Origin of the sequence: Curtobacterium sp. MCLR17_039, assembly GCF_003234745.1 — a bacterium.
In the GTDB taxonomy this organism is placed as follows: Bacteria; Actinomycetota; Actinomycetes; order Actinomycetales; family Microbacteriaceae; genus Curtobacterium; species Curtobacterium flaccumfaciens.
The window spans coordinates 118088-139986 of the sequence record NZ_QKTF01000003.1 but is presented as its reverse complement, the minus strand read 5'-3'; the positions used below and the strand labels follow the sequence as shown (position 1 = coordinate 139986).

Sequence of the window (21899 nt, the reverse complement as noted above, 5' to 3'; positions counted from 1 at the left end):
CGAGGCGCCGATCGCCTCGTGCGTCGTACGGACGCCCCGAACTCCCGACCAGCTGTCTCCAGACTCCGGTCGATGATCGAGCACCTCACGAAGGTGCCCAGGCTTCTCTGCTGCGGCGACTGCGCCAGCCACATCCGTTGGCGCGCATCCCGCCCGCGCGCTGCCTCAGAGCGCGCCCACAGCCGGACTGCTCCGGCTCGAAAGGTCACCATGACCACCGAAGACATCCGTTTCTCCGACCTCGGCGTCCCCGCGCCGATGGTCTCCGTCCTCGCCGACCAGGGCAAGGACATGGCGTTCCCCATCCAGGCGGACACCCTCCCGGACTCCCTGCAGGGCAAGGACGTCCTCGGCCGCGGCCGCACCGGTTCCGGCAAGACCATCGCCTTCGCGATCCCGCTCGTCGCCCGCCTCGCCGCCAGCGGCCGCAAGCGCCGCGCCGGCCGCCCCCGCGCCCTGGTGCTCGCTCCGACCCGTGAGCTCGCGACCCAGATCGACGTCGCCCTCGCCCCGCTCGCCAAGGCCATGGGCCTCAACACCACGACCATCTTCGGTGGCGTCGGTCAGGGTCGTCAGGTCGACGCCCTGCGCGGCGGCGTCGACGTCGTGGTCGCCTGCCCGGGTCGCCTCGCCGACCTCATGCAGCAGGGCCACGTGAACCTGGGCGACATCGAGGTCACCGTCCTCGACGAGGCCGACCACATGGCCGACATGGGCTTCCTGCCCGGCGTGACCAAGATCATGCAGGCGACGCCCGAGAACGGGCAGCGACTGCTGTTCTCCGCCACGCTCGACAACGGCGTGGACAAGCTCGTCAAGAAGTTCCTGCACAACCCGGTGATGCACTCCGTCGACGAGGCGAACAGCCCCGTCGAGGCGATGACCCACCACCTGTTCGAGGTCGCCGACGCCGACGCGAAGAAGCACCTCGTGAGCGCCCTCGCCTCGGGCAACGGTCGCCGCATCCTCTTCATGCGCACGAAGCACCACGCCAAGCGCCTGGCCAAGCAGCTCAGCAGCCAGGGGATCCCGGCCGTCGACCTGCAGGGCAACCTGTCGCAGGGTGCCCGTGAGCGCAACCTCGCGAAGTTCTCCTCCGGCGAGGCCCTCGTGCTCGTCGCCACCGACGTCGCCGCCCGCGGTGTGCACGTCGACAACGTCGAGCTCGTCGTGCACGTCGACCCGCCCACCGAGCACAAGGCGTACCTGCACCGCTCGGGCCGCACGGCGCGTGCCGGTTCGTCCGGTGACGTCGTCACGGTGACGATGCCCGCCGAGCGTCGCGACGTCGCGCAGATGATGCGTGCTGCCGCGATCAAGGTCACCCCGCAGCACGTCACGGCGACCTCCCCGGCCGTCACCGCGCTCGTCGGCGAGGTCGCTCCGATCCGCCACGTCGCCGAGGAGCAGCCCACCCAGCAGCGTCAGCCCAAGCAGCGCTCGGCCGAGTCCGCCGGTGACGGCGGCGGTCGTCGCCGTGGTCGCGGCGGTCGGTCTGGAGGCGCGGCGCAGCCCGCGCGCTCCGGCTCGGCTGGCGAGTCCGCCGGTTCGGCCGGGGGCCGTCAGGGCCGTCCGGCCCGTGGCGCACGGACCGAGGGTGCCGGGCGCTCCGGTGCCGCGGCCGCCGGTTCGACCGGTGGTCGCCGCAGCGGCGGCAACCGTCGCTCGGGCAGCAGCGACGTCGTGCGCGGCGGCTCGTCGGCCGTCTGGTCGTCCGAGGGCGGCTACGCCGCGGGTCGGTCCGGCAACGAGTCGGGCGGCAACCGTCGTGGTGGCTCGCGCCGCGCCTCCCGTCCGGCCGGCGCTGCCGACCGCCACTGACCTGCGCGCTTGACCCACGCGGCCTGACCCGCTCGGCCTGAGCGCGTCGGTGCACGCAAAACACCGGTGTTCACGTTTCGAACCCCCGCATCACGCGGTGTGTTCCGTGAACACCGGTGTTTTGCGTCCGGGCCCGGGCGAACCTTGGCGGGGGCTGGGGGTGGGGTACTCCGCCGGGCGTACGGTCTCACTCACCGGATGCCGCGCAAGCGGCTGACGGGGAACACGTCCGCTTCTGGAAGGAGTGCCCATGGCTGGCATCGATGACATCAAGAACGCCGCTGAGAAGGCGGCAGGCAAGGTCAAGGAAGCCGCCGGCAACGCGACCGGTAACGACCGGCTGAAGGCCGAAGGCCAGACCGACCAGGGCAAGGCCTCGGCGAAGCAGGGCGTCACCGACGTCAAGGACGCCGCGCACGGCGTCGCCGACAGCTTCAAGGACGACAAGCACTAAGCCGGTTCGCGACCGCGCTGCGAAGCCCCCGGATCCGATCGGATCCGGGGGCTTCGTCGTGCGCGGGCTTCGCGTGCGCCGGGCGTGGACGCCCCGATCGGGCTAGTGCAGGGCACCGACCGATGCCAGGCCGGCCCGCAGCAGTGCGCCGCGACCGCCTTCCATCTCGTCGGCGACGGCGTCGGACGCGGCTTCCATCGGGCTCATCCACGTGAGCTCGAGGGCGTCCTGCCGGGGCTCGCACGTCCCCGTGACGGGGACGACGTAGGCCAGCGAGATCGCGTGCTGCCGCTCGTCGGTGTACACCGAGGCGCCGGGCAGCGGGAAGTACTCGGCCACGGTGAACGGCGTCGGGCTCGAGGGCAGCTGCGGGAACGCCATCGGCCCGAGGTCCTTCTCCAGGTGGCGGAACAGCGCGGTGCGGATCGACTCGCCGAACATCACGCGGCCGGACACCAGGGTGCGGGCGATGAGACCGCTCGGGGAGACGCGCAGCAGCACGCCGACCTCGGTCACGACGCCGAGGCCGTCGGTGCGGACGGGGACCGCCTCGACGTAGCAGATCGGCAGACGACGGCGGACGTTCGCGAGCTCCTCGTCGGACAGCCAGCCGGAGTCGGGATCGGGGGTGCGCAGCGAGGACATGCACCGTGTCTACCAGGGACGGCGGCGAGTTCGGCGGAAGGCGCGGGAGTTGGGGATGGTTAGCGTTGTCCACATGATCGATGCGGACCTGGTGCAGTGGACACGGAGTGCCTCGGACCGGCGGGGCACACCCCTGCTCGTGGCGATGCACGGGGTGGGCTCGAACGAGCACGACCTGCTCGGGCTCGCCCCCGCGTTGCCGCCCGCGTGGACCGTCGCGTCGCTCCGCGCGCCGATGCCGTGGGGGCCCGGCTTCAGCTGGTACCCGCTCGGCACGCCCGGCTCGCCAGCGCCCGAGGCGGTCGACGCCGCGACCGCCGAGGTGCTCGACTGGATCGACTCCGTCGCCGCCGACCACCCGCGGATCGGGCTGCTCGGGTTCTCGCAGGGCGGCTCGATGGCGCTCCAGCTCCTGCGCGCCCGGCCCGCGGCGTTCGCGTTCGCGGTGTCGCTGTCGGGGTTCGTCGTGCCCGGCATCACGGACTCCCGCGACGAGGCCGTGTCGGCCGTGCGGCCGCGGGTGTTCCTCGGGCACGGTGACCTCGACCCGGTGATCCCTCCCGAGGCCACCGCCCGGACGCAGGCGTGGGCCGCAGCGCACACCGACGTGACCGACCGTTCCTACGCGGGCCTGCCGCACGCCGTGTCGACGGCGGAGCTGGCGGACGTGGCGGCCTTCGTCGACGCGGTGTAGGCGCACGACGACGGACAGGAGGCCCGGTGCCAGCTGGCACCGGGCCTCCTGTCCGTCATGGGTGACGTCCGTCAGTCGGCGAGGATCTGGAGCAGGTCCTTGCGGAGCTGGTCCACCTTGGCCGTGGCGGCCTTGGCCTGTTCCTCGGTCGCGGTGCTGCGGTACATCTGCAGGACGCCCATGGTCTTCCGCAGCGCCTCGAAGAACTCGCGCTGGGCGTCCGGGATGCCCGGGGCCCCGTCGAGTGCCGCAGCGATCTCGTCGGCCTTGGCCTCGGTCTCGGCCTTGCCGGCGTCGGTGAGCTCGAAGAGCGTCTTGCGGCCGTCGCCCGACGAGACGACGAGGTCTTCGTCGACGAGCTGCTGGAGCGTCGGGTAGACCGAGCCGGGGCTCGGCTTCCAGGCGCCGCCGGTGCGCTCGGCGATGGTCTTGATCACGGCGTACCCGTTCTGCGGGCCCTCGGCCAGCAGACCGAGGATCGCGAGGCGGACGTCACCGCGGCGACGGCGTTCGCGGCCGAAGCCGGGCCCGCCGAAACCGGGGCCGAAGCCCATGCCCGGGCCGAAGCCGGGGCCGAACCCGCGACCACCGAAGCCGCGGCCGCCGTGGTCGTGGTCACCGCGGTCACGGCCGGGGAAGCCGGAGCCGTGGTGCTGCCGCGCGCCGCCGAAGCGGGGGCCGCGCGGGCCGAACCCGCGCTGGTCGCGGGGGGACGTGTTGCTGTCGTCGTCATACGAGGGGCGCATGAGGAGTCCTTTCATCGTGCTGAGTCGGCTCGCGACCGGTCTGACCTGATCGTCTTCGTCGTATCGCGATGTGTTTACGATAGATCGGTAACTATCGCTCTGTCAAGGGGTACGTGCGCTCGGCCTGCTGTCGGTGGTGGCGGGCAGGATGGGACGGACCATGACGGACGTCTTCGAGCGCTTCTCCCCTGCGACCACCGAGTGGTTCCGCGGCGCCTTCGACGCACCGACGCCGGCGCAGGCCGGGGCGTGGGACGCCATCTCGACCGGGCAGCACGCACTCGTGATCGCCCCGACCGGCTCCGGCAAGACCCTGGCGTCGTTCCTGTGGTCGATCGACCGGCTCATCAGCGCGACGGACCGTCCGCCGGCGAAGCAGCGCACGCGGGTGCTCTACGTCTCGCCGCTCAAGGCCCTCGGCGTCGACGTTGAGCGCAACCTGCGGAGCCCGCTCGTCGGCATCACCCAGACCGCTCGGCGCCTGGGCACCGAACCGCCGGACGTCACGGTCGGGGTGCGCAGCGGTGACACCCCGTCGTCCGACCGCCAGAAGCTCCTGCGCCAGCCGCCGGACATCCTCATCACCACGCCCGAGTCGCTCTACCTGATGCTCACCTCGCAGGCGCGCGAGACCCTGGTGAACGTCGACACGGTCATCGTGGACGAGGTCCACGCGGTCGCCTCGACCAAGCGCGGCGCGCACCTGGCCGTGTCGCTCGAGCGCCTCGACGACCTGCTCGACAAGCCGGTGCAGCGCATCGGGCTGTCCGCGACCGTCCGCCCGCCGGAAGAGGTCGCGCGGTTCCTCGGCGGCCGTGCACCGGTGACGATCATCGCGCCGCCCGCGCAGAAGACCTTCGACCTGCGGGTCGTCGTGCCCGTCGACGACATGACCGAGCTCGGGGCGCCGCCGGTCGGCGCGGACGCGTCCGAGTCGCCGACGAACGGGTCGATCTGGCCGCACGTCGAAGAACGTGTCGTCGACCTGATCGAGGAACACCGCTCGACCATCGTGTTCGCGAACTCGCGGCGGCTGGCCGAACGGCTCACGGCGCGGCTCAACGAGATCCACGAGGAACGCGTGCTCGCCGCCGCCGGTGACGGCGTGCTGGTGCCGGCTGGGGCGTCCCCGGACGACGACGGGCTCCCCGCGGCGCGGGGCCGACCGCAGTCACCGGCCCGCACCTCGGCGCACGCCGTCGCACCCCAGGGGGCCAAGCGACCGCCGGCGCAGCTGATCGGCGGGTCCGGGCAGACGGGTGGCGGGGGCTCGGACGCCTCGGTCCCGGTGCTCGCCCGCGCACACCACGGCTCGGTGTCGAAGGACCAGCGCGCGATCATCGAGGACGACCTGAAGTCCGGTCGGCTGCGGTGCGTCGTCGCGACGAGTTCACTCGAGCTCGGCATCGACATGGGCGAGGTCGACCTGGTCGTCCAGGTCGAGGCGCCGCCGTCGGTCGCGAGCGGCCTGCAGCGCGTCGGTCGCGCCGGCCACCAGGTGGGTGAGATCTCCCGCGGCGTGCTGTTCCCGAAGCACCGGGCCGACCTGGTCAACAGCGCGGTCACGGTCGAGCGGATGGTCACGGGTCAGATCGAGTCGATCTCGGTGCCGGCGAACCCGCTCGACGTCCTGGCGCAGCACACCGTGGCCGCCGGGGCGATCGACACCCTCGACGTCGAGCACTGGTTCGAGCTCGTGCGGCGGAGCGCCCCGTTCAGCGGCCTGCCCCGATCGGCGTTCGAGGCGACGCTCGACCTGGTCACGGGCCGGTACCCGAGCGACGAGTTCGCCGAACTCCGGCCACGGCTGGTCTGGGACCGCGTGCACGGCACCCTGACCGGGCGCCCCGGTGCGCAGCGACTCGCGGTGACGAGCGGCGGGACGATCCCCGACCGCGGCATGTTCGGCGTCTTCATGGTCGGCGAGAAGGCATCCCGCGTCGGCGAGCTCGACGAGGAGATGGTCTACGAGTCGCGCGTGGGCGACGTCTTCGCCCTCGGTGCGACGAGCTGGCGGATCGAGGAGATCACCCACGACCGCGTCGTCGTGAGCCCGGCGTTCGGGCAGCCCGGACGCGTGCCGTTCTGGAAGGGCGACGGCATCGGCCGGCCCGCCGAGCTCGGCCGGGCGACCGGTGCGTTCGTGCGCGAGGTCGAGGGTGCCTCGGACGACGACGCCCGCGCCCGCGTCGCCGCCGGTGGACTGGACGAGCGCGCGATCACCAACCTGCTGACCTTCCTGCGCGACCAGCGCGCGGCCACCGGTCACGTGCCGAACGACACCACGCTCGTCATCGAGCGGTTCCGCGACGAGCTCGGGGACTGGCGGCTCATCCTGCACTCGCCCTACGGCATGCAGGTGCACGCGCCGTGGGCCCTGGCCGTCGCCGCACGGCTGCGCGAACGGCACGGCATCGACGGTGACGCGATGGCGGCCGACGACGGCATCGTCGTCCGCATCCCGGAGACCGACGCCGAGCCGCCGGGTGCCGACCTGTTCGTGTTCGAGCGCGACGACCTCGAGGCCCTGGTCACCGACGAGGTCGGCGGCTCGGCGCTGTTCGCCGCCCGGTTCCGCGAGTGCGCGGCGCGCGCCCTGCTGCTGCCCCGACGGAACCCCGGGCAGCGGTCGCCGCTCTGGCAGCAGCGGCAGCGGGCCTCGCAGCTGCTCGAGGTCGCGCAGAAGTACCCGACGTTCCCGATCGTGCTCGAGACCGTGCGCGAGGTGCTGCAGGACGTCTACGACGTGCCCGCGCTGCTCGGGATCGCCGACGACATCGCCGGACGCCGGATCCGCCTGGTCGAGACGGAGACCGAGCAGCCGTCGCCGTTCGCCCGGTCGATCCTGTTCGGGTACGTCGCGGCCTTCATGTACGAGGGTGACACCCCGCTCGCCGAACGCCGGGCAGCGGCCCTGTCGCTCGACTCGACGTTGCTCGGCGAACTGCTCGGACGCGCGGAGCTGCGCGAGCTGCTCGACCCGGCGGTCATCACCTCGGTGGAGCGCGACCTGCAGCGGCTGTCGCCGGACCGCCGTGCCCGCGATGCCGAAGGACTCGTGGACGTGCTGCGGCTCGTCGGCGCGCTCGACCTCGACGAAGCGGTCGACCGGAGCTGGCTCGCCGACACCGCCGACCGTCCAGCGGCCACCGCCGAACTGCGGAGCACGCTCCAGGTGTTGGAGCGGGACCGCCGGGTGCTCTCGTTCTCGCACGCCGGCGCGACCCGCTGGGCCGTGATCGAGGACGCCGCCCGCCTGCGCGACGCCCTCGGGGTCCCGCTGCCGATCGGTGTGCCCACGGCGTTCGTCGAGCCCGTGGCCGACCCCCTCGGCGACCTGATCGGCCGCTACGCCCGGTCGCACGGACCGTTCTCCGCGCAGGAGGCCGCCGGTCGTCTCGGGCTGGGCATCGCCGTCGTGCAGGACACCCTGCGCCGACTCGTCGCCGACCGCCGGGTGGTGGAGGGCGAGTTCCGCCCCGACCGCCAGGGCGCCGAGTGGTGCGACGCCGAGGTCCTGCGACGGATCCGCACGAAGTCCCTGGCAGCCCTGCGGCACGAGGTCGAACCGGTCTCGCCGGACACCCTCGCCCGGTTCCTGCCCGCGTGGCAGCACGTGCAGACCCCCGGGACCCGCGGCGGGCTGCGTGGCGTCGACGGCGTCCTGCAGGTGATCGACCAGCTCGCCGGGGTCGCCCTGCCCGCCAGCGCCTGGGAGACCCTCGTGCTGCCGTCGCGCGTCACGGACTACTCGACGAGCATGCTCGACGAACTCACCGCCACCGGCGAGGTCCTGTGGTCCGGCGGGGGCACCCTGCCCGGCAACGACGGCTGGGTGCGCCTGCACCTGGCCGACACCGCGGCGACGACGCTCGCCGAGCCCTCCGGGGACGAGACGACCGAGCTGCAGCGGGACGTGCTCGGCGCCCTGGCCGGCGGTGGCGCGTACTTCTTCCGGCAGCTGGGGCAGGCCGTGGGCAGCAGCGACGACCAGGCGCTCACCACCGCGCTGTGGGACCTGGTGTGGGCCGGGCAGATCACGAACGACACGTTCGCCCCGCTGCGCTCGATGCTCGGCGGCAAGGCGAAGAGCTCGAGTGCCCCGCGGGCTCGGGCCTACCGCGGCCGTCGGCGTCCGACGATGCCGACGCAGTCCGGGCCGCCGTCCGTCGGGGGCCGGTGGTCCTTGCTGCCGCTGGCCGAGTCCGACTCGACGGTGCGGGCCGCGGCGACCGCCGAACAGCTGCTCGAACGCTACGGCGTCGTCACCCGCGGCGCCGTGCAGGTCGAGGGCGTCCGGGGTGGTTTCGCCGGGGTGTACCGGGTGCTCTCGCGCTTCGAGGAGTCCGGCCGGGCCCGTCGCGGGTACTTCGTCGAGGGGCTCGGTGCCGCCCAGTTCGCCACCGGCCCGACCGTCGACCGGCTGCGCACCTACGCCCGCGAACTCGGCGACGACGAGCGCGACGATCCGGACCGGAAGCGCGAGGCGCTCACGCTCGCAGCGACCGACCCGGCGAACCCGTTCGGGGCCTCGCTGCCGTGGCCGACGGGCGACGCAGACCACGGTGTCGCCGCCGACGACGTCGAACCCGCCCTGTCGGGGACTGCGGTCGGCAGCGGCGCCAAGACCACGCGGGGCCACCGCCCGGGCCGGAAGGCGGGCGCACTGGTGACGACCGTCGACGGCAAGCTCACCGTGTACGTGGAACGCGGCGGCAAGTCGGTGCTCACCTTCACCGACGACGCCGCCGACCTCGCTGCCGCCGCCTCCTCGATCGCCGGCATCGTCCGGACCGGGCTGCGGAAGCTCTCGGTCGAGCGGGTCGACGGGGACTTCGTGCTCGAGACGCCGCTCGGTGGCGCGCTCCGGGCCGCGGGGTTCACGGCGACCCCGCAGGGGCTGCGGCTCCGTGTGTGAGGCGAGCCGCGCCTCCCGGCAGTGCGGCGACCACGTGCCGGACGCGACCCGTGTCGTCCGGACGGGCTGCGCGCACCCGTCGGAGGTGACCCGTGCCTGAAGGCGACACCGTCTACCGGGCTGCCCGCCGCCTGCACACCGCGCTGGCGGGCAAGGTCCTGACGAAGAGCGACTTCCGGGTCCCCGCGTTCGCGACGCTCGACCTGGTCGGCCGCACCGTCGACGAGGTCGTCCCCCGCGGCAAGCACCTGCTGCACCGCATCGGCGACCTGACCGTGCACTCGCACCTGAAGATGGAGGGCCGGTGGGACGTCTACGCGCCCGGTGACCGCTGGCGACGCCCGGCGCACCAAGCCCGGGCGATCCTGGACGCCGAGGGGGTCTCCGCCGTCGGTTTCGCCCTCGGGGTGCTCGAGGTCGTGCCGCGCGACCAGGAGTCCGAGGTCGTCGGACACCTGGGGCCCGATCTGCTCGGCCCGGACTGGGACGCCGACCTGGCGCTCGCCAACCTCACCGAGGACCCCGAGCGCCCGGTCGGGTTGGCACTGCTCGACCAGCGGGTGCTCGCCGGGCTCGGCAACGTGTACCGGAACGAACTCTGCTTCCTGCGCGGTGTGCTGCCCACGCGTCCGGTCGGGCAGGTACCGGACCCGGCGCGGACGATCACGCTCGCGAGCCGACTGATCCTGGCGAACCGTGACCGCAGTGCCCGCGTCACCACCGGCGTCGACCGCCCGGGGCGACGCTTCTGGGTCTACGGTCGCGCCGGCAAGCCGTGTCTGCGGTGCGGGACCCCGATCCGGCACGGCGAACTCGGCGACTCGGAACTCACCCTGCGCGACACCTACTGGTGTCCGCGCTGTCAGACCTGACGCGCGGTCAGACCTGACGCGCGGGGTGCAGGCGCGACGAGGCGGTCGCACGGACGGCGTCGGTGACCCGTTCGAGGAGCGGTGACGCCAGGTTCCAGCGCTGCCACCACAGCGCCACGTCGGCGTGCCGACCCGGGGCCAGCTCGACCAGGACGCCGCGGTCGATCGCCTCGAGGCACTGCGCTTCGGGCAACAGCCCCCACCCGAACCCGAGCGTGACCGCACGGGCGAAGTCGGCAGAGGTCGGGACGAAGTGGCGCGGGCCTCCGGGAGCGTGGCCGAGGACCTGCCGCAGGTACCCCTGCTGCAGGTCGTCGTCGCGGTCGTAGTCGACGAGCGGGACCTCGTCGAGCCGCCGGAGCATCCGCCGCTCGGTGCCGGTGTCGCCGAGGTAGCGGGCGACGAACGCCGGGGACGCCACCGCCCGGTACCGGTCGATGCCGAGCGGCACCGACGAGCAGCCCTGCACCGGATCCGCCTCGGCCGTCACGGCACCCATCACCGTGCCGGCGCGGAGCAGTTCGGCGGTGCGGTCCTGGTCCTCGCGGTGCAGGTCGAAGACCACCTCGGTGTCGGCCCGGACGAGGGCGAGGGCGTCGAGGAACCAGGTGCCGAGCGAGTCGGCGTTCACGGCCAGCGGGATCGACGGCACCACAGATGATCCGCCGCCGAGTGCTCGGGAGGTCTCCTCGTCGAGCAGCCGGACCTGCCGTGCGTGCCGGAGCACCACTGCGCCGTCCGCGGTCGGGCGCACCGGGGTGGTTCGCTGGAGCAGGACCCGACCGACCTGCTGCTCCATGGACTTGATCCGCTGCGAGACCGCCGACGGGGTGATCGCCAGCGCGCGGGCCGCCGCGTCGAGCGTGCCGTGGTCGACGGCGGCGAGCAGCGTCTCGAGGTGCTCGCGCTGGAACCGGGTCATGCAGTTGAGCTTACGGCACTGCAGGAACGTGAGCTGTACTACACCTGGGTCGGGCCTTAGCGTCGGACCGTGACCACGCTCCTGCCCCTGCTCTCCGGCCTCGGCACCGGCCTCGCACTGATCGTCGCGATCGGTGTGCAGAACACCTACCTGTTGCGCCTCGCCGTGAGCGCCGGGCTCCGGGTGGTGGCGGCTGCCGTCGTGGTGTGCGCCGCTTCGGATGCGCTGCTCATCGTCGCCGGGGTGCTCGGGGTCGGTGCCGTGGTCGAACGGTTCCCCGTGGCGCTCCTGGTGGTCCGGTTCGTCGGTGCCGCGTTCCTGCTCACCTACGGGGTGCTCGCGGCGCGGCGTGCGCTGCGGCCCTCGGGGGACGCGATGCGGGTGGCCGACGAGGCGGCCGACGACGGCGTGGTGGGCGCCAGCGCGGGTGCGGGTGCGGGGGTCGACGCGACCACCGGCACGACGGTGGCGGCGGGGCGGACGCGCACCGCGCCTCCCGGCCAGGTGGTGACCATGCGGACGGCGGTGCTGACCATGCTCGTCTTCACGTGGGCGAACCCGCACGTCTACCTGGACACGCTGGTGTTCCTCGGGTCGGTGGCGAACCAGCAGGGCGCGGACGACCGGTGGCTCTGGACGATCGGTGCCGTCACGGCGAGCTGCCTGTGGTTCGGTGCGCTCGGGTTCGGCGGACGCCTGCTGCGGCCGCTGTTCGAGAGGCCGCTGACCTGGCGGGTGTTCGACGGGCTGGTCGCCGTCGTGATGCTCGCGTTCGGCGCGCTCCTGCTCGTTGGCGCGTAGCGGAGCGCCGCGCGCGGCGCGGCGGCGGCGGCGGCGGGCTGCAAAACACCGGTGTCCACACGTCGAACCGCGTTGTGCGGGTGTGCAACGTGCGAACACCGGTGTCTTGCGGAACCGCCCTACTGCATGCGCTGGCCGACGCGGCTGTGGCGACGGCTGTAGCCGAAGTAGATGACGAAGCCGATGACCAGCCAGACGACGAACCGGAGCCAGGTCTCGACCTCGAGGTTCAGCATCAGCCAGAAGCACAGCACCGCCGAGATGATCGGGAGCACGGGCGACCACGGCACCCGGAAGGCCCGCGGGGCGTCGGGCCGCGAGCGACGCAGCACGACGATGCCGATCGACACCAGGACGAACGCGGACAGCGTGCCGATGTTGATCATGCCCTCGAGCTTGTCGACCGCGGTGAACCCGGCCAGCAGCGCCACGACGACACCGGCGACGACCTGCACGCGGACCGGGGTCTGCGTCTTCGGGTTGGTCTTCGAGAACCAGCGGGGCAGCAGTCCGTCGCGGCTCATCGAGAAGACGATGCGGGACAGGCCGAGCAGCAGCACCATGACGACGGTGGTCAGACCGATCAGCGAGCCGATGGCGATGATGCCGGCGGCCCACGGCAGTCCGACGATGTTGAACGCCGAGGCCAGCGACGGCGTCTTCTCCTCCGCCAGGCGCTGGTACGACACCATGCCGGTGATGACGATGCTGACGCCGACGTAGAGCAGGGTCACGATGCCGAGGCCGATGAAGATGCCGCGCGGCAGCGTCTTCTGCGGGTTCTCGGTCTCCTCCGCGCTCGTGGCGACCACGTCGAAGCCGATGAAGGCGAAGAACACCAGGGACGCCGCGGCGAGCAGGCCGAAGACGCCGTACTGGGCGGGCTCGGCACCGGTGAACCAGGACACGAGCGACTGGGTCCAGACGCTGCCCTCGGCGCCCTTGGCGGGCTCGGCCGGCGGGATGAACGGGGTGAAGTTCGCGGCCTTGACGAAGAACGCACCGGCGACGATGACGAACACGACGATGGCGACCTTGATGACGGTGATGACCGCCGACACCCGCGAGGACAGGCGGGTGCCGAAGGCGAGGAGCACCGTGAAGATCCCGACGATGAGCACCGGACCCCAGGTGAACGGGATCGGACCGAGCTGGATCGTGCTCGGCAAGCCGACACCGAACACCTTGAACGCTTCGCTGAGGTAGATACCCCAGTACTTCGCGATCACGGCACTGGCGGTGAGGGTCTCGAGGATGAGGTCCCAGCCCACGATCCAGGCGAGGAGCTCACCCATCGTGGCGTAGGTGAACGTGTACGCGGAGCCGGCGACGGGGATCGTCGACGCGAACTCGGCGTAGCACATGATCGCCAGGCCGCAGGTGACGGCGGCGAGCAGGAAGGAGATGATGACGCCGGGCCCGGCGAAGTTCGCGGCGGCGTTCGCGCCGACCGAGAAGATGCCGGCGCCGACGGCGACCGCGATCCCCATCGCGGCGATGTCGAACGTCTTCAGGGAGCGTTTCAGGGACCTGCCCTGCTCCTCGGAGTCGGCCAGGGAGGCCTCGATCGACTTGATGCGGAGCTTCGTTGCCATGGGGTGGATCCCGTCATCGGCTGGCGGCGGACCTCGGAAGGGTACTGGTGTACCACTGTGTCACGCAAAGCGTCCGCCCGGACGGTGGCCGGGTCCGGCGACGGCCAGGAGGCCCGGCACCGGTCCGGCACGCACCGCTCGGTCGGCCGACGGATGCGTCCAGGGCCGCGGTCGCGGGGTGCGGTCGCGGGGCGCGTTCGCGGAGTGCGGTCGCGGGGTGCGGTTGTGCTCGCGTCAGCGGCCCGCGCGCCAGTCCGCCAGGAACCGGGCGCCAGCCTCGTCGTGGATCACGCCGTCGGGGGCGGTGAGCACCGGGTACGGCGTGGCCGGCACCCCGTCGGCGGGACGGACGTCGACGTGGGCGACCTCGTGGCCGTGGGCGTGCAGCCAGTCCGCCATGGCGTAGTCGCTGCGGGAGTCCCCCACGGTGCGCCAGGTGACCGGGAGCTCGCCGTCCTGTCCGAGGAGCTCGAGTGAGCGCTCGGCCCCGAGGTCCTTGCCGCTGCGGTCGGACTCGACGTCGGTCGAGATGATCGTGGGGTCGATGCGCCACTGCACGGCACCGTCGGCGTCGGGTCGGACGTCGTCGAGTCGGCGGACACCGAGCCCGCGACGCTCGAGCGCGGCCATGGCCTTCGCGTCGAACTCCGGCTGGCGGGCCAGGTAGGTGGCGTTCGGCACCTCGACGCGCTGCTCGATCGACACCATGGCGCGCTTCGTCTCGTCGAAGAACACCAGGTCGGCGTACTCGTCGCGGACCAGCTCGCGCATCTCGTCGGCGTAGTCCCGCGGCAGCGCGAGGTCCTCGGCGACCGTCAGTTCGCCCATGCCGCCGTCGTACTGCGGACCGATCGAGCACCACACGGCGCCCTTCTCGCAGACCGCGTGGACCCGCCCGCCCTCGGCGAGGCCACCGGCGAGCAGCGGGCCGACGACCTCGGAGCGGATGAACGCGTCGCTGCGTCCGGTGTTGAAGACGATCGGGATGCCCTCGGCGGCGAGCGCGACGAGGTCCGCGACGATGCTCGGGATCGCGATGGTGCGGGAGACCGGGCTGGCGATGGGCCCGTCGACGTCGAGCAGGAGACCGAGGCGGGGTGCGTTCACCCGCCCATCCTCTCGCAGTCAGCTGCTGGGCGAGACGATCCGGCTCCGGACGCGGTCGATCAGGGCTCCGAGGGCCGCCGGGGCGGGGACGTGTCCCTGCCCGGGCACCTCGGTGTACTCCGAACCGGGCACGGCGTCGACGAGGGCGCGGGCCGCACGACGCATCCACTCGAGTCCGTCGCCACCGGCGCCGACGAGCACCGGCACCCCCACGGCGGCAGCGACCCGCTCGGGCACGGCGAGGCCGTTCAGCACACGGACCTCGCGGCTGAGCACGTGGGCGTCGACGACCAGGGAGCGCCAGAGCGAGCCCTTGAGCCGCAGTGCCGTGACCTGGCCCATCGGGACCCCGAGCACCTGGGTCAGGAACCCGCGGACGGCCTGGGCCCGGCGGCCGGCACCGACGTGTTCGTCGAGCAGGTCGGCGAACACGACGTCGTCGGCGTGGGGGTCGACCGAGGCGCGGTACGGCGGTTCCCACAGGACGGCACCGTCGACGGGCAGTCCGGTGGCGAGCCCGTGCAGGACGACACCGGCGCCGACGCAGATGCCGACGGCGGTGGTCGGTGCGCCGATGCTCTCGACGACGGCGCGCAGGTCGTCGACCTCGCGCTCGATCGCCCACGTCGCGGAGTCACCGCTGGCGCCACGGCCACGGCGGTCGTAGGTCACCACGCGGTGGGTCGAGCCGAGCTCGGCGACCACGCGCTCGAGGTACGGGGTCCCCCGGTGGTCGAAGGCACCGCCCACGACGACGACCGCCGGCCCGTCCCCTGCCTCGGAGACGGCGATGGTGGTGCCGTCGGAGGAGACGACCGTTCGGTCGACTGGAGGGAGCATGGGGTCCTTTGCGAGCTGTCGACGGCGATGCGTCGGGCCTCGGAGGGGACCGTGCGGATTACCGGTCCTCCGAGTGTCGCAGGCGTGGGAGCCCGTGTCTCCCCCCGCTTCCAGGGGCAGAACCCCGTCGCTCGACACCGTGGCGGTCGCCGTGCCATGCTGTTTGAGTACACCTGTACTCACACGATCACCGCCACTGCAACGGGGAACCATGACACTCATCGCCATCGTCGCCTGCGAGATCGCCTTCTGGGTCGCGATCCTCGGCGGCCTGACCACCCGGTACCTGCTGCGACGGCCGCGGACGGGTGCGGCGATGCTCGTCGCGGCACCCGTGATCGACGTCGTGCTGCTCGCGGTCGTCACGGTCGACCTGCTCGGCGGTGGGACCGCGTCGTGGCACCACGGGCTCGCGGCGATCTACATCGGCTTCTCGGTCGCGTACGGGCACCGGATGATCGCGTGGGCGGACGTCCGCTTCACGCACCGGTTCGCCGGCGGTCCGGCACCAGAACGGCTGAGTGGACGGCGGTACACGGCCCGGTGCTGGGGCGACGTGCTGCGGACCGGGCTCGCCGTGCTGATCGCCGGTGGGATCATCGGCGGACTCGTCCTCGTCGTCGGCGACCCGGAGCGCACGGACGAGCTGCAGGGCACGGTCGCACTGCTCGGGGTGGTCCTGGGCGTCGAACTGCTGTGGGCGATCAGTTACACGATCTGGCCGCGCCGAGTCACCTCCGCAGCCGCGGACCCGGCCGGCGCGTCGAGCCGGCCGTAGGCTGACCCGGTGCCCCGCCGTGTCGACCTCGAGGAACGGGGATCCCTGGTGGCCGCGGCCTGCCTGCGGATCCTGGAGCGGGACGGCCTCAGCGCACTGTCCGTGCGGAACGTCGCGGACGAGGCCGGCATCGCCCCGGCGTCACTCCGCCGCGTGTTCCCGACGCAGGACGCCCTGCGCGAGCACTGCCTGACGATCATCGAGGAACGGGTCACCGCTCGGCTCGGCGCCCTGCGTTCGACGGGTCGTGCGCTCGCACTGGACGTCCTCGCCCAGGTGCTGCCGCTCGATGCCGAGCGCACGACCGAGATCCTGGCGCAGGTGCAGCTCGGCGTGCTCGCGCGCACCGACGAACACCTGGCTGCGAGCGCCCGACGCCTGAACGACGGGGTCAGCCGGGTGTGCACCCGGGCGCTGGAGATCCTGCGCGAGGACGGCAGCTTCGGTGCCGATCGCGACCTGACCGATGAGGCCGACCGGCTGCACGCGCTCATCGACGGGCTGGCGATCGAGCACACGTGGGACCCGACGGCGCGTGCGCCGGAGCGGGTCCTGGCGCTCGTCGAGCTGCACGTGGACAGCCTGCGCGGCGCGATCGGCTGACGGCTGACGGCTGACGGCTGACGACTGACGACTGACGGCTGCCGGCTCAGCGGTCCCGGTAGACCTCGCGCCGGTGCCCAGCGTCGACGACCACCACGACGAGCTTGCCGTCGTCGATCCGGTAGATCAGTCGGTAGTCCCCCGAGCGGACTCGCCATCCGGGCCGGTTCACGAGCTTGCGTGCGGCGGGTGGCCGGGGGTGCTCGGCGAGGATCGCGAGGAGCCCCTCGATCCGCCGCCGTCCGTCGAGCGGGAGCTTGCGGATGACGCGTTGCGCGGCCGGGATGACCTCGACCGAGTACGTCACCCGAGGCCGAGTTCGCGCTTGAGGTCGTCCCACTTGACGTTCTCGCCACCGATGCGGGCACTCTCGGCGACGGCTTCGTCGTAGGCGACCAGGTCGTCCAGGTCCTCCGCCGCCTCGAGCAACCGGTCGAGGACGGCCGCGTCGACCACGGCAGCGACGCGCTTGTTGCGCCGGGTCAGGTAGACGGGTTCGTGACGGGCGTCGTCGATGATCGACGCCAGACGGCCACGGGCTTCGGAGATCGACACTTCGCTCACCTGTACATTCTAGAGCGTTTTGTACAAATCAGACGAGTGCCGTGGTGCCGACCGACTCCCGTTCGAGCAGGGACCGCTTGACGTCGAGCCCCCACGCGAAGCCCCCGAGCGTGCCGTCCGAGCGCAGCACCCGGTGGCACGGGACGAAGAGTGCGGGGGCGTTCCGGGCGCACACGCTCGCCGCCGCCCGCACCGCGTCGGGCCGGCCCATCGCCGCCGCGAACCCGGTGTAGGTCAGGGTGCCGCCGGCGGGGATCCGGCGAAGCTGGCGCCACCCCTCGGTGAAGAGCTCGGTGCCGAACTGCCGGACCGGTACCTGCATGGCGTGCTCGACCTCGCCCGAGTAGAAGGCGTCGACGGCGTCGGCCGAGGCGACCACGCCGTCGAGCACGCGGTCGGGGCGGTGGCGATCGGCCAGGCGGGCGAGGATCCGCTCGACGGAGTCGGTCCACCCGGAGGCGAGGACCCTGCCCTCGGCGTCTTCGAGCACGGTGAACGGCCCGTCGGGGGTGTCCAGGGTCTGGATGGTTGCGTCGGTCATCGGTCGTCCTTCCGGGGGTCCTCGGGGGCACGGGCTGCACGGGCGCCGGCGGTCGCGGTCGTCGCGCGGTCGATGATCGGTCGCCAGCAGTGCATCGTGAGGTAGCTCCGCCAGGGGGCCACCTGCTCCGACCATAGGGAGAGCTCGCGCGCCGTTCCGGGCAGCCCGAGTTCCTGTGCACCGTTCCGCACGGCGAGGTCGCTGTGGAGGAAGATGTCGGGGTGGTGCCGGACCCGCAGCGCGACGTAGTCGGCGGTCCACGGCCCGATGCCCTTCACCGCGAGGAGTCCGTCGCGCAGGTCACCGAGGGACTGCCCACCGTCCACCACCAGGGACCCGTCAGCGAGCGCGGCGGCCACCCGCAGGATCGTGTCGACGCGGGCGGCCGGACCGCGCAGGACCTCGCGCCCGCGTTCGGCGATCACCGCCGCCGACGGGAAGAGCAGCCCGCCGGCCTGGATGGCGTCCGGCACCGTCGCTCCGAGTGCGGCCACGAGCCGGGTCTGCGCGGTACGCGCCGCGGCCACCGAGACCTGCTGCCCGATCAGGGTGCGGAACACGATCTCGTGCGCGTCCACCGCGCCGGGGAGGCGGAGACCGGGCACCCGGGCGACGGGTCCGGCGAGCTCGGGCACGGCTCCGAGGACGGCGTCGACGGCGACCGGGTCGGCGTCGAGGTCGAACAGTGCCCGGACACGCGCCACGAGGGCCGGCAGGTCGGAGAGGTCGGCGACCCGCACGCGCAGGTCGATCCCGGTGCCCCGCCCGGCCACGTCGGGGACGGCGGCTGACGCGCTGAACCAGCCCGGGCCTCCAGGCAGGTCGACCAGCCGCCCGTACGACGTGACCCGACCGGCAGGGTCGGTGTCCACCTGCTCCGCGCCCGGCAGGGCGTGCAGCGCGTGCCAGTCGAGCAGGCCCTGCGCGTCGAAGGGTGCCCGGGCCGGCAAGTGGACGTGGAGTCCGCCGTCGCCGCCGTCCGTGGCGCCGTCGACTCCCCCGGACCGGCGTGCGCGGAGCTCGGTCGGGGTGACGGCGAAGACCTCGCGCACGGTGTCGTTGAACTGTCGGACGCTGGCGAACCCCGCGGCGAACGCGACGTCGGCGACGGGCAGGTCGGACGAGGTGAGCAGGGTCCGCGCGGTCTGCGCCCGGTGCGCCCGGCTGAGCGCCTTCGGCCCGGCGCCCAGCTCGGCCGTCATGATGCGGTTGAGCTGCCGCTCCGAGTACCCCACGCGCGCGGCGAGCCCGGGCACGCCGTCGCGCTCGACGACACCGTCGAGGACGAGCCGCATCGCCCGGCCGGCGACGTCCTCGCGCAGGTCCCACTCGGGGCTGCCGGGAGTTGCCTCGGGCAGGCAGCGCTTGCAGGCGCGGAAGCCGGCCAGGTGCGCTGCGGCGCTCGTGCGGTAGAAGGTGACGCCCGAGACCCTCGGCGTGCGGGCCGGGCAACTGGGCCGGCAGTAGATGCCGGTGGAGTGCACGGCGGTGACGAACTGGCCGTCGAAGCGCGCGTCGCGCGAGGCGACGGCGCGGTGCCGTTCGGCGTGCAGCGCGTCGGGCTGCGCGTCGGTGTCCGGGCTGGTCATGGGCTCAGCCTGACATGCGCCGCCGACGTCGACTGGCGGGAATCGGACGGAGCAGCGCACGGCCGGGAGGCCCGGCTAGCGTTGGCCGCGTGACTCCCGCAGACGACGTGGCCGGCGTCGACGACCTGCCGTTCCGGACCGAGGTCGAGGTCGCGATGCTGCTCGTCTCGCCGCGGCACCGGTACGAGGGGCGCCCGGCCGACGGCGCGCTGCCGGTGGCCGCGGACGATCCGGACGAGTCACGCGACCGGATCGAGCTGCGGGCCGGGCTGGGCATCGTCGGCGACCGGTACTTCGCGGCCCGGGCGCACGTGCACGCCTCGGTCACGGTGATCGGACTGGAGGGGCTCGAAGCCGTCGGTCAGGCGATCGGTGCCACCGTCGACCCCGCTGCGACCCGGCGGAACGTGTTCCTGCGGGGCGCCGACGTCGAGGCACTTCGGGGCGAGCCGTTCTCGCTGGAGAGCGTGACGCCGGACGCGGGTGACGGACCGGTCCGGTTCCGTGGCTACCGTGCGGCGAACCCCTGCGCCTGGATGGACCACGAGGTGGCCCCCGGGGCGTTCCGGGTGATGCGCGGCCGGGGCGGCGTGCGGTGCGACCCGGAGTCCGACGGTGTGCTCACCCTCGGACCCGCGGTGCTCCGCACGGCCCGCCCCGTGGCGCTCGGCTGACGTGGTCGCCGGGCGGCGAGACGCTCGGCGACACGGCGCTCAGGCGGTGAGGGCGCTCTCGATCGCGTCGACGAACGCCGGCAGGTCGTCCGGGGTGCGGGAGGTGATGAAGCCGCCGTCGACCTGGACCTCCTGGTCGACCCACTCGGCTCCGGCGTTGCGCAGGTCGGTCTGCAGCGACGGGAACGACGTGACGGTCTTGCCCGACAGCACACCCGCTTCGACGAGGGTCCACGGGCCGTGGCAGATCGCCGCGACCGGCTTGCTCGCCTCGGCGAAGGCCTGCACGAGCGTCGCTGCACGGGACTCCTGGCGCAGCGTGTCGGCGTTGATGGTGCCGCCGGGGATCACGAGGGCGTCGAAGTCCTTCGCGTCGACACCGGCGATGGTGGTGTCCGGCTCGAGCGTCTGCCCCGGGTCCTTGTCGCCGACCAGCGTCTGGATCGTGCCGGTCTCCTTCGCCGCCACGGTCACCGAGGCACCGCGCTCACGCAGCTGCTCGGTGGGGACGACGATCTCGTCCTGCTCCACGCCGTAGTTCGTCGTGATGACGAGGACCTTCTTGCCGTCGAGGGTTGCCATGATCGCTCCTTCCGCGGCCCGGTCGTTCCGGCCGCACACCCGAGGGTCGTCGGCGTCGGCTGGGCAGGCGTGCAGGGGCGGCTCAGGGGGGCGGGCGGTCGAGCGGTCGAGCGGGCGGTCGAGCGGTCGCAACTCGCCGCTCACGTCCGCCGGGCGGTCACAAAACGTCGGCTGGCGGCGGCGCAGCCGACGGTTCCTGACCACTCAGCGCAGGCCGGGCGGGATGTCCTGACCAGCCGACGAGGCGCCGTGGACGCGCCCAAAGGCAGCCTGGAGGCACGGTGCGGGCCCGCCACGGGCCTCCAGGCCGCCACCCGGCCGGTCGCAACACCCCGCTCACGTCCGCCGGACGGTCGCGGACCGTCGGCTGGCGGCGGCACAACCGACGGTTCCCGACCACTCAGCGCAGGCCGGGCGGGATGTCCTGACCAGCCGGCGGGCCGACGCGCCGGGCAGGACGGGCGCCGCGCTCAGCCGCGGATGCGGAAGGTGTCGCCGTCGCGCTCGACGGTCAGGCCGTCGTACCCGTGGACCCGGTGCAGGCCGGCCGTCACCGGGTGCTCGAGGGGCCCGACGACGACCGTGGTCGCACCGGAGGCGATGGCGGACTCGAGTCCGGCGGGGGCGTCCTCGAACGCCACGCAGTCGGTCGGGTCGACGCCGAGCAGGGCAGCTCCGCGCAGGTAGCCGTCGGGGTGGGGCTTGCCGTGCTCGACGTCCTCCGAGGGCACGAAGGCCTCGGGCACGGCGAACCCGGCGGCCACCATCCGGCCCGCGGCGAGGTCACGTGGGGCGCTCGTCACGAGGGCCACCGGGACACCGAGTTCGACGAGTCGCTGCACGAAGGCGACGGCGCCGGGGATCTCGAGGATGCCCTCGGTGCTCGCGGTCTCCTCGGCGACGAGTTCCGCCGCGATCCGCTGCTGCTCGGCCAGGGGCAGGTCGGGCAGAAAGCGCCGCAGGGTGTCGATCGCCTGCCGCCCGTGCGAGAACGCGAGGATCTCGTCGGGGTCGATGCCGTTCGCGTTCCCGAACCGGGTCCAGGTCGCTTCGACCACCGCGGTCGAGTCGACGAGGGTCCCGTCCATGTCGAAGAGGACCCCGGACGCCACGATGTCGATCACGCGCCCGACCCTAGCCCACGGGCCCGACC

Annotated in this window: 21 protein-coding genes; 9 read left to right on the top strand and 12 right to left on the bottom strand. The window is 72.9% G+C overall.

Features of this window, described 5'->3' with window-relative positions; translation table 11 throughout:
• Nucleotides 1–210 precede the first annotated feature (210 nt).
• Together DEJ00_RS04495 and DEJ00_RS04490 are read left to right on the top strand one after the other, a co-directional pair.
• A complete protein-coding gene (locus DEJ00_RS04495) occupies nucleotides 211–1821 on the top strand; it encodes a DEAD/DEAH box helicase (protein WP_027466761.1) in 1611 nt (536 codons plus the stop codon).
• A gap of 250 nt (nucleotides 1822–2071) precedes the next feature.
• The gene (locus DEJ00_RS04490; RefSeq protein ID WP_027466762.1) at nucleotides 2072–2275 is read left to right on the top strand and encodes a CsbD family protein; all 204 of its coding nucleotides are present in this window, start codon (nucleotides 2072–2074) and stop codon (nucleotides 2273–2275) included.
• Nucleotides 2276–2377: 102 nt separating this feature from the next.
• On the opposite strand, the gene DEJ00_RS04485 is transcribed toward DEJ00_RS04490, so the two are convergent.
• Nucleotides 2378–2920, bottom strand: a complete 543-nt coding sequence (locus tag DEJ00_RS04485) for an NUDIX hydrolase family protein (protein WP_027466763.1) — start codon at nucleotides 2918–2920, stop codon at nucleotides 2378–2380.
• A 73-nt stretch (nucleotides 2921–2993) separates the two neighbouring features.
• On the opposite strand from DEJ00_RS04485, the gene DEJ00_RS04480 reads away from it, so the two are divergent.
• On the top strand, nucleotides 2994–3614 hold the full coding sequence (locus DEJ00_RS04480) for an alpha/beta hydrolase (RefSeq protein WP_051597006.1): 621 nt from the start codon (nucleotides 2994–2996) through the stop codon (nucleotides 3612–3614).
• Between the two features lie 71 nt (nucleotides 3615–3685).
• Here the strand turns inward: DEJ00_RS04480 and DEJ00_RS04475 are convergent, their stop codons facing one another.
• Nucleotides 3686–4360, bottom strand: a complete 675-nt coding sequence (locus DEJ00_RS04475; RefSeq protein WP_111056556.1) for a PadR family transcriptional regulator — start codon at nucleotides 4358–4360, stop codon at nucleotides 3686–3688.
• Nucleotides 4361–4520: 160 nt separating this feature from the next.
• Between DEJ00_RS04475 and DEJ00_RS04470 the strand changes: the two genes are divergently transcribed.
• Both DEJ00_RS04470 and DEJ00_RS04465 read left to right on the top strand, forming a co-directional pair.
• Complete coding sequence (locus tag DEJ00_RS04470; RefSeq protein ID WP_111056555.1) at nucleotides 4521–9278, top strand: DEAD/DEAH box helicase; 4758 nt, start codon at nucleotides 4521–4523, stop codon at nucleotides 9276–9278.
• A 92-nt stretch (nucleotides 9279–9370) separates the two neighbouring features.
• Complete coding sequence (locus DEJ00_RS04465; RefSeq protein ID WP_111056554.1) at nucleotides 9371–10150, top strand: Fpg/Nei family DNA glycosylase; 780 nt, start codon at nucleotides 9371–9373, stop codon at nucleotides 10148–10150.
• 7 nt (nucleotides 10151–10157) lie between these two features.
• Here the strand turns inward: DEJ00_RS04465 and DEJ00_RS04460 are convergent, their stop codons facing one another.
• Entirely contained in the window at nucleotides 10158–11072 is a 915-nt protein-coding gene (locus DEJ00_RS04460; RefSeq protein ID WP_110859461.1) for a LysR family transcriptional regulator ArgP, read from the bottom strand.
• 69 nt (nucleotides 11073–11141) lie between these two features.
• Between DEJ00_RS04460 and DEJ00_RS04455 the strand changes: the two genes are divergently transcribed.
• Entirely contained in the window at nucleotides 11142–11873 is a 732-nt protein-coding gene (locus DEJ00_RS04455) for a LysE/ArgO family amino acid transporter (RefSeq protein WP_111056553.1), read from the top strand.
• Nucleotides 11874–11992: 119 nt separating this feature from the next.
• On the opposite strand, the gene DEJ00_RS04450 is transcribed toward DEJ00_RS04455, so the two are convergent.
• From DEJ00_RS04450 to DEJ00_RS04440, 3 genes are all read right to left on the bottom strand, one after another.
• Nucleotides 11993–13468 carry an APC family permease gene (locus DEJ00_RS04450; RefSeq protein WP_111056552.1) on the bottom strand — a complete coding sequence of 492 codons (1476 nt, stop codon included), beginning with the start codon at nucleotides 13466–13468 and terminating at the stop codon, nucleotides 11993–11995.
• 234 nt (nucleotides 13469–13702) lie between these two features.
• The gene (locus DEJ00_RS04445; protein ID WP_110859458.1) at nucleotides 13703–14575 is read right to left on the bottom strand and encodes a hypothetical protein; all 873 of its coding nucleotides are present in this window, start codon (nucleotides 14573–14575) and stop codon (nucleotides 13703–13705) included.
• Nucleotides 14576–14593: 18 nt separating this feature from the next.
• Nucleotides 14594–15415: an alpha/beta fold hydrolase gene (locus tag DEJ00_RS04440; protein ID WP_111056551.1), complete on the bottom strand. Its 822-nt coding sequence runs from the start codon at nucleotides 15413–15415 to the stop codon at nucleotides 14594–14596.
• A 211-nt stretch (nucleotides 15416–15626) separates the two neighbouring features.
• On the opposite strand from DEJ00_RS04440, the gene DEJ00_RS04435 reads away from it, so the two are divergent.
• Together DEJ00_RS04435 and DEJ00_RS04430 are read left to right on the top strand one after the other, a co-directional pair.
• Nucleotides 15627–16193 carry a hypothetical protein gene (locus DEJ00_RS04435; RefSeq protein ID WP_111056550.1) on the top strand — a complete coding sequence of 189 codons (567 nt, stop codon included), beginning with the start codon at nucleotides 15627–15629 and terminating at the stop codon, nucleotides 16191–16193.
• Between the two features lie 9 nt (nucleotides 16194–16202).
• Entirely contained in the window at nucleotides 16203–16796 is a 594-nt protein-coding gene (locus DEJ00_RS04430) for a TetR/AcrR family transcriptional regulator (protein WP_111056549.1), read from the top strand.
• A 46-nt stretch (nucleotides 16797–16842) separates the two neighbouring features.
• Here DEJ00_RS04430 and DEJ00_RS04425 read toward each other — a convergent pair whose 3' ends face one another.
• The 4 genes from DEJ00_RS04425 to DEJ00_RS04410 are packed head-to-tail and all read right to left on the bottom strand — an operon-like array spanning nucleotide 16843 to nucleotide 19490.
• On the bottom strand, nucleotides 16843–17103 hold the full coding sequence (locus DEJ00_RS04425; RefSeq protein WP_017885834.1) for a type II toxin-antitoxin system RelE/ParE family toxin: 261 nt from the start codon (nucleotides 17101–17103) through the stop codon (nucleotides 16843–16845).
• Nucleotides 17100–17360 carry a type II toxin-antitoxin system Phd/YefM family antitoxin gene (locus DEJ00_RS04420; protein WP_027466775.1) on the bottom strand — a complete coding sequence of 87 codons (261 nt, stop codon included), beginning with the start codon at nucleotides 17358–17360 and terminating at the stop codon, nucleotides 17100–17102. The genes DEJ00_RS04425 and DEJ00_RS04420 overlap by 4 nt, the downstream gene beginning before the upstream one ends.
• Before the next feature lie 28 nt (nucleotides 17361–17388).
• Nucleotides 17389–17901, bottom strand: a complete 513-nt coding sequence (locus DEJ00_RS04415; protein WP_017885832.1) for a methylated-DNA--[protein]-cysteine S-methyltransferase — start codon at nucleotides 17899–17901, stop codon at nucleotides 17389–17391.
• A complete protein-coding gene (locus tag DEJ00_RS04410; protein ID WP_111056548.1) occupies nucleotides 17898–19490 on the bottom strand; it encodes an AlkA N-terminal domain-containing protein in 1593 nt (530 codons plus the stop codon). The genes DEJ00_RS04415 and DEJ00_RS04410 overlap by 4 nt, the downstream gene beginning before the upstream one ends.
• Nucleotides 19491–19645: 155 nt before the next feature.
• On the opposite strand from DEJ00_RS04410, the gene DEJ00_RS04405 reads away from it, so the two are divergent.
• Nucleotides 19646–20164, top strand: a complete 519-nt coding sequence (locus DEJ00_RS04405; protein WP_111056661.1) for a molybdenum cofactor biosysynthesis protein — start codon at nucleotides 19646–19648, stop codon at nucleotides 20162–20164.
• Nucleotides 20165–20203: 39 nt separating this feature from the next.
• Here DEJ00_RS04405 and DEJ00_RS04400 read toward each other — a convergent pair whose 3' ends face one another.
• Nucleotides 20204–20746, bottom strand: a complete 543-nt coding sequence (locus DEJ00_RS04400; protein WP_027466778.1) for a type 1 glutamine amidotransferase domain-containing protein — start codon at nucleotides 20744–20746, stop codon at nucleotides 20204–20206.
• A 470-nt stretch (nucleotides 20747–21216) separates the two neighbouring features.
• On the bottom strand, nucleotides 21217–21870 hold the full coding sequence (locus tag DEJ00_RS04395; protein ID WP_111056547.1) for an HAD-IA family hydrolase: 654 nt from the start codon (nucleotides 21868–21870) through the stop codon (nucleotides 21217–21219).
• Between the last annotated feature and the right edge of the window lie 29 nt (nucleotides 21871–21899).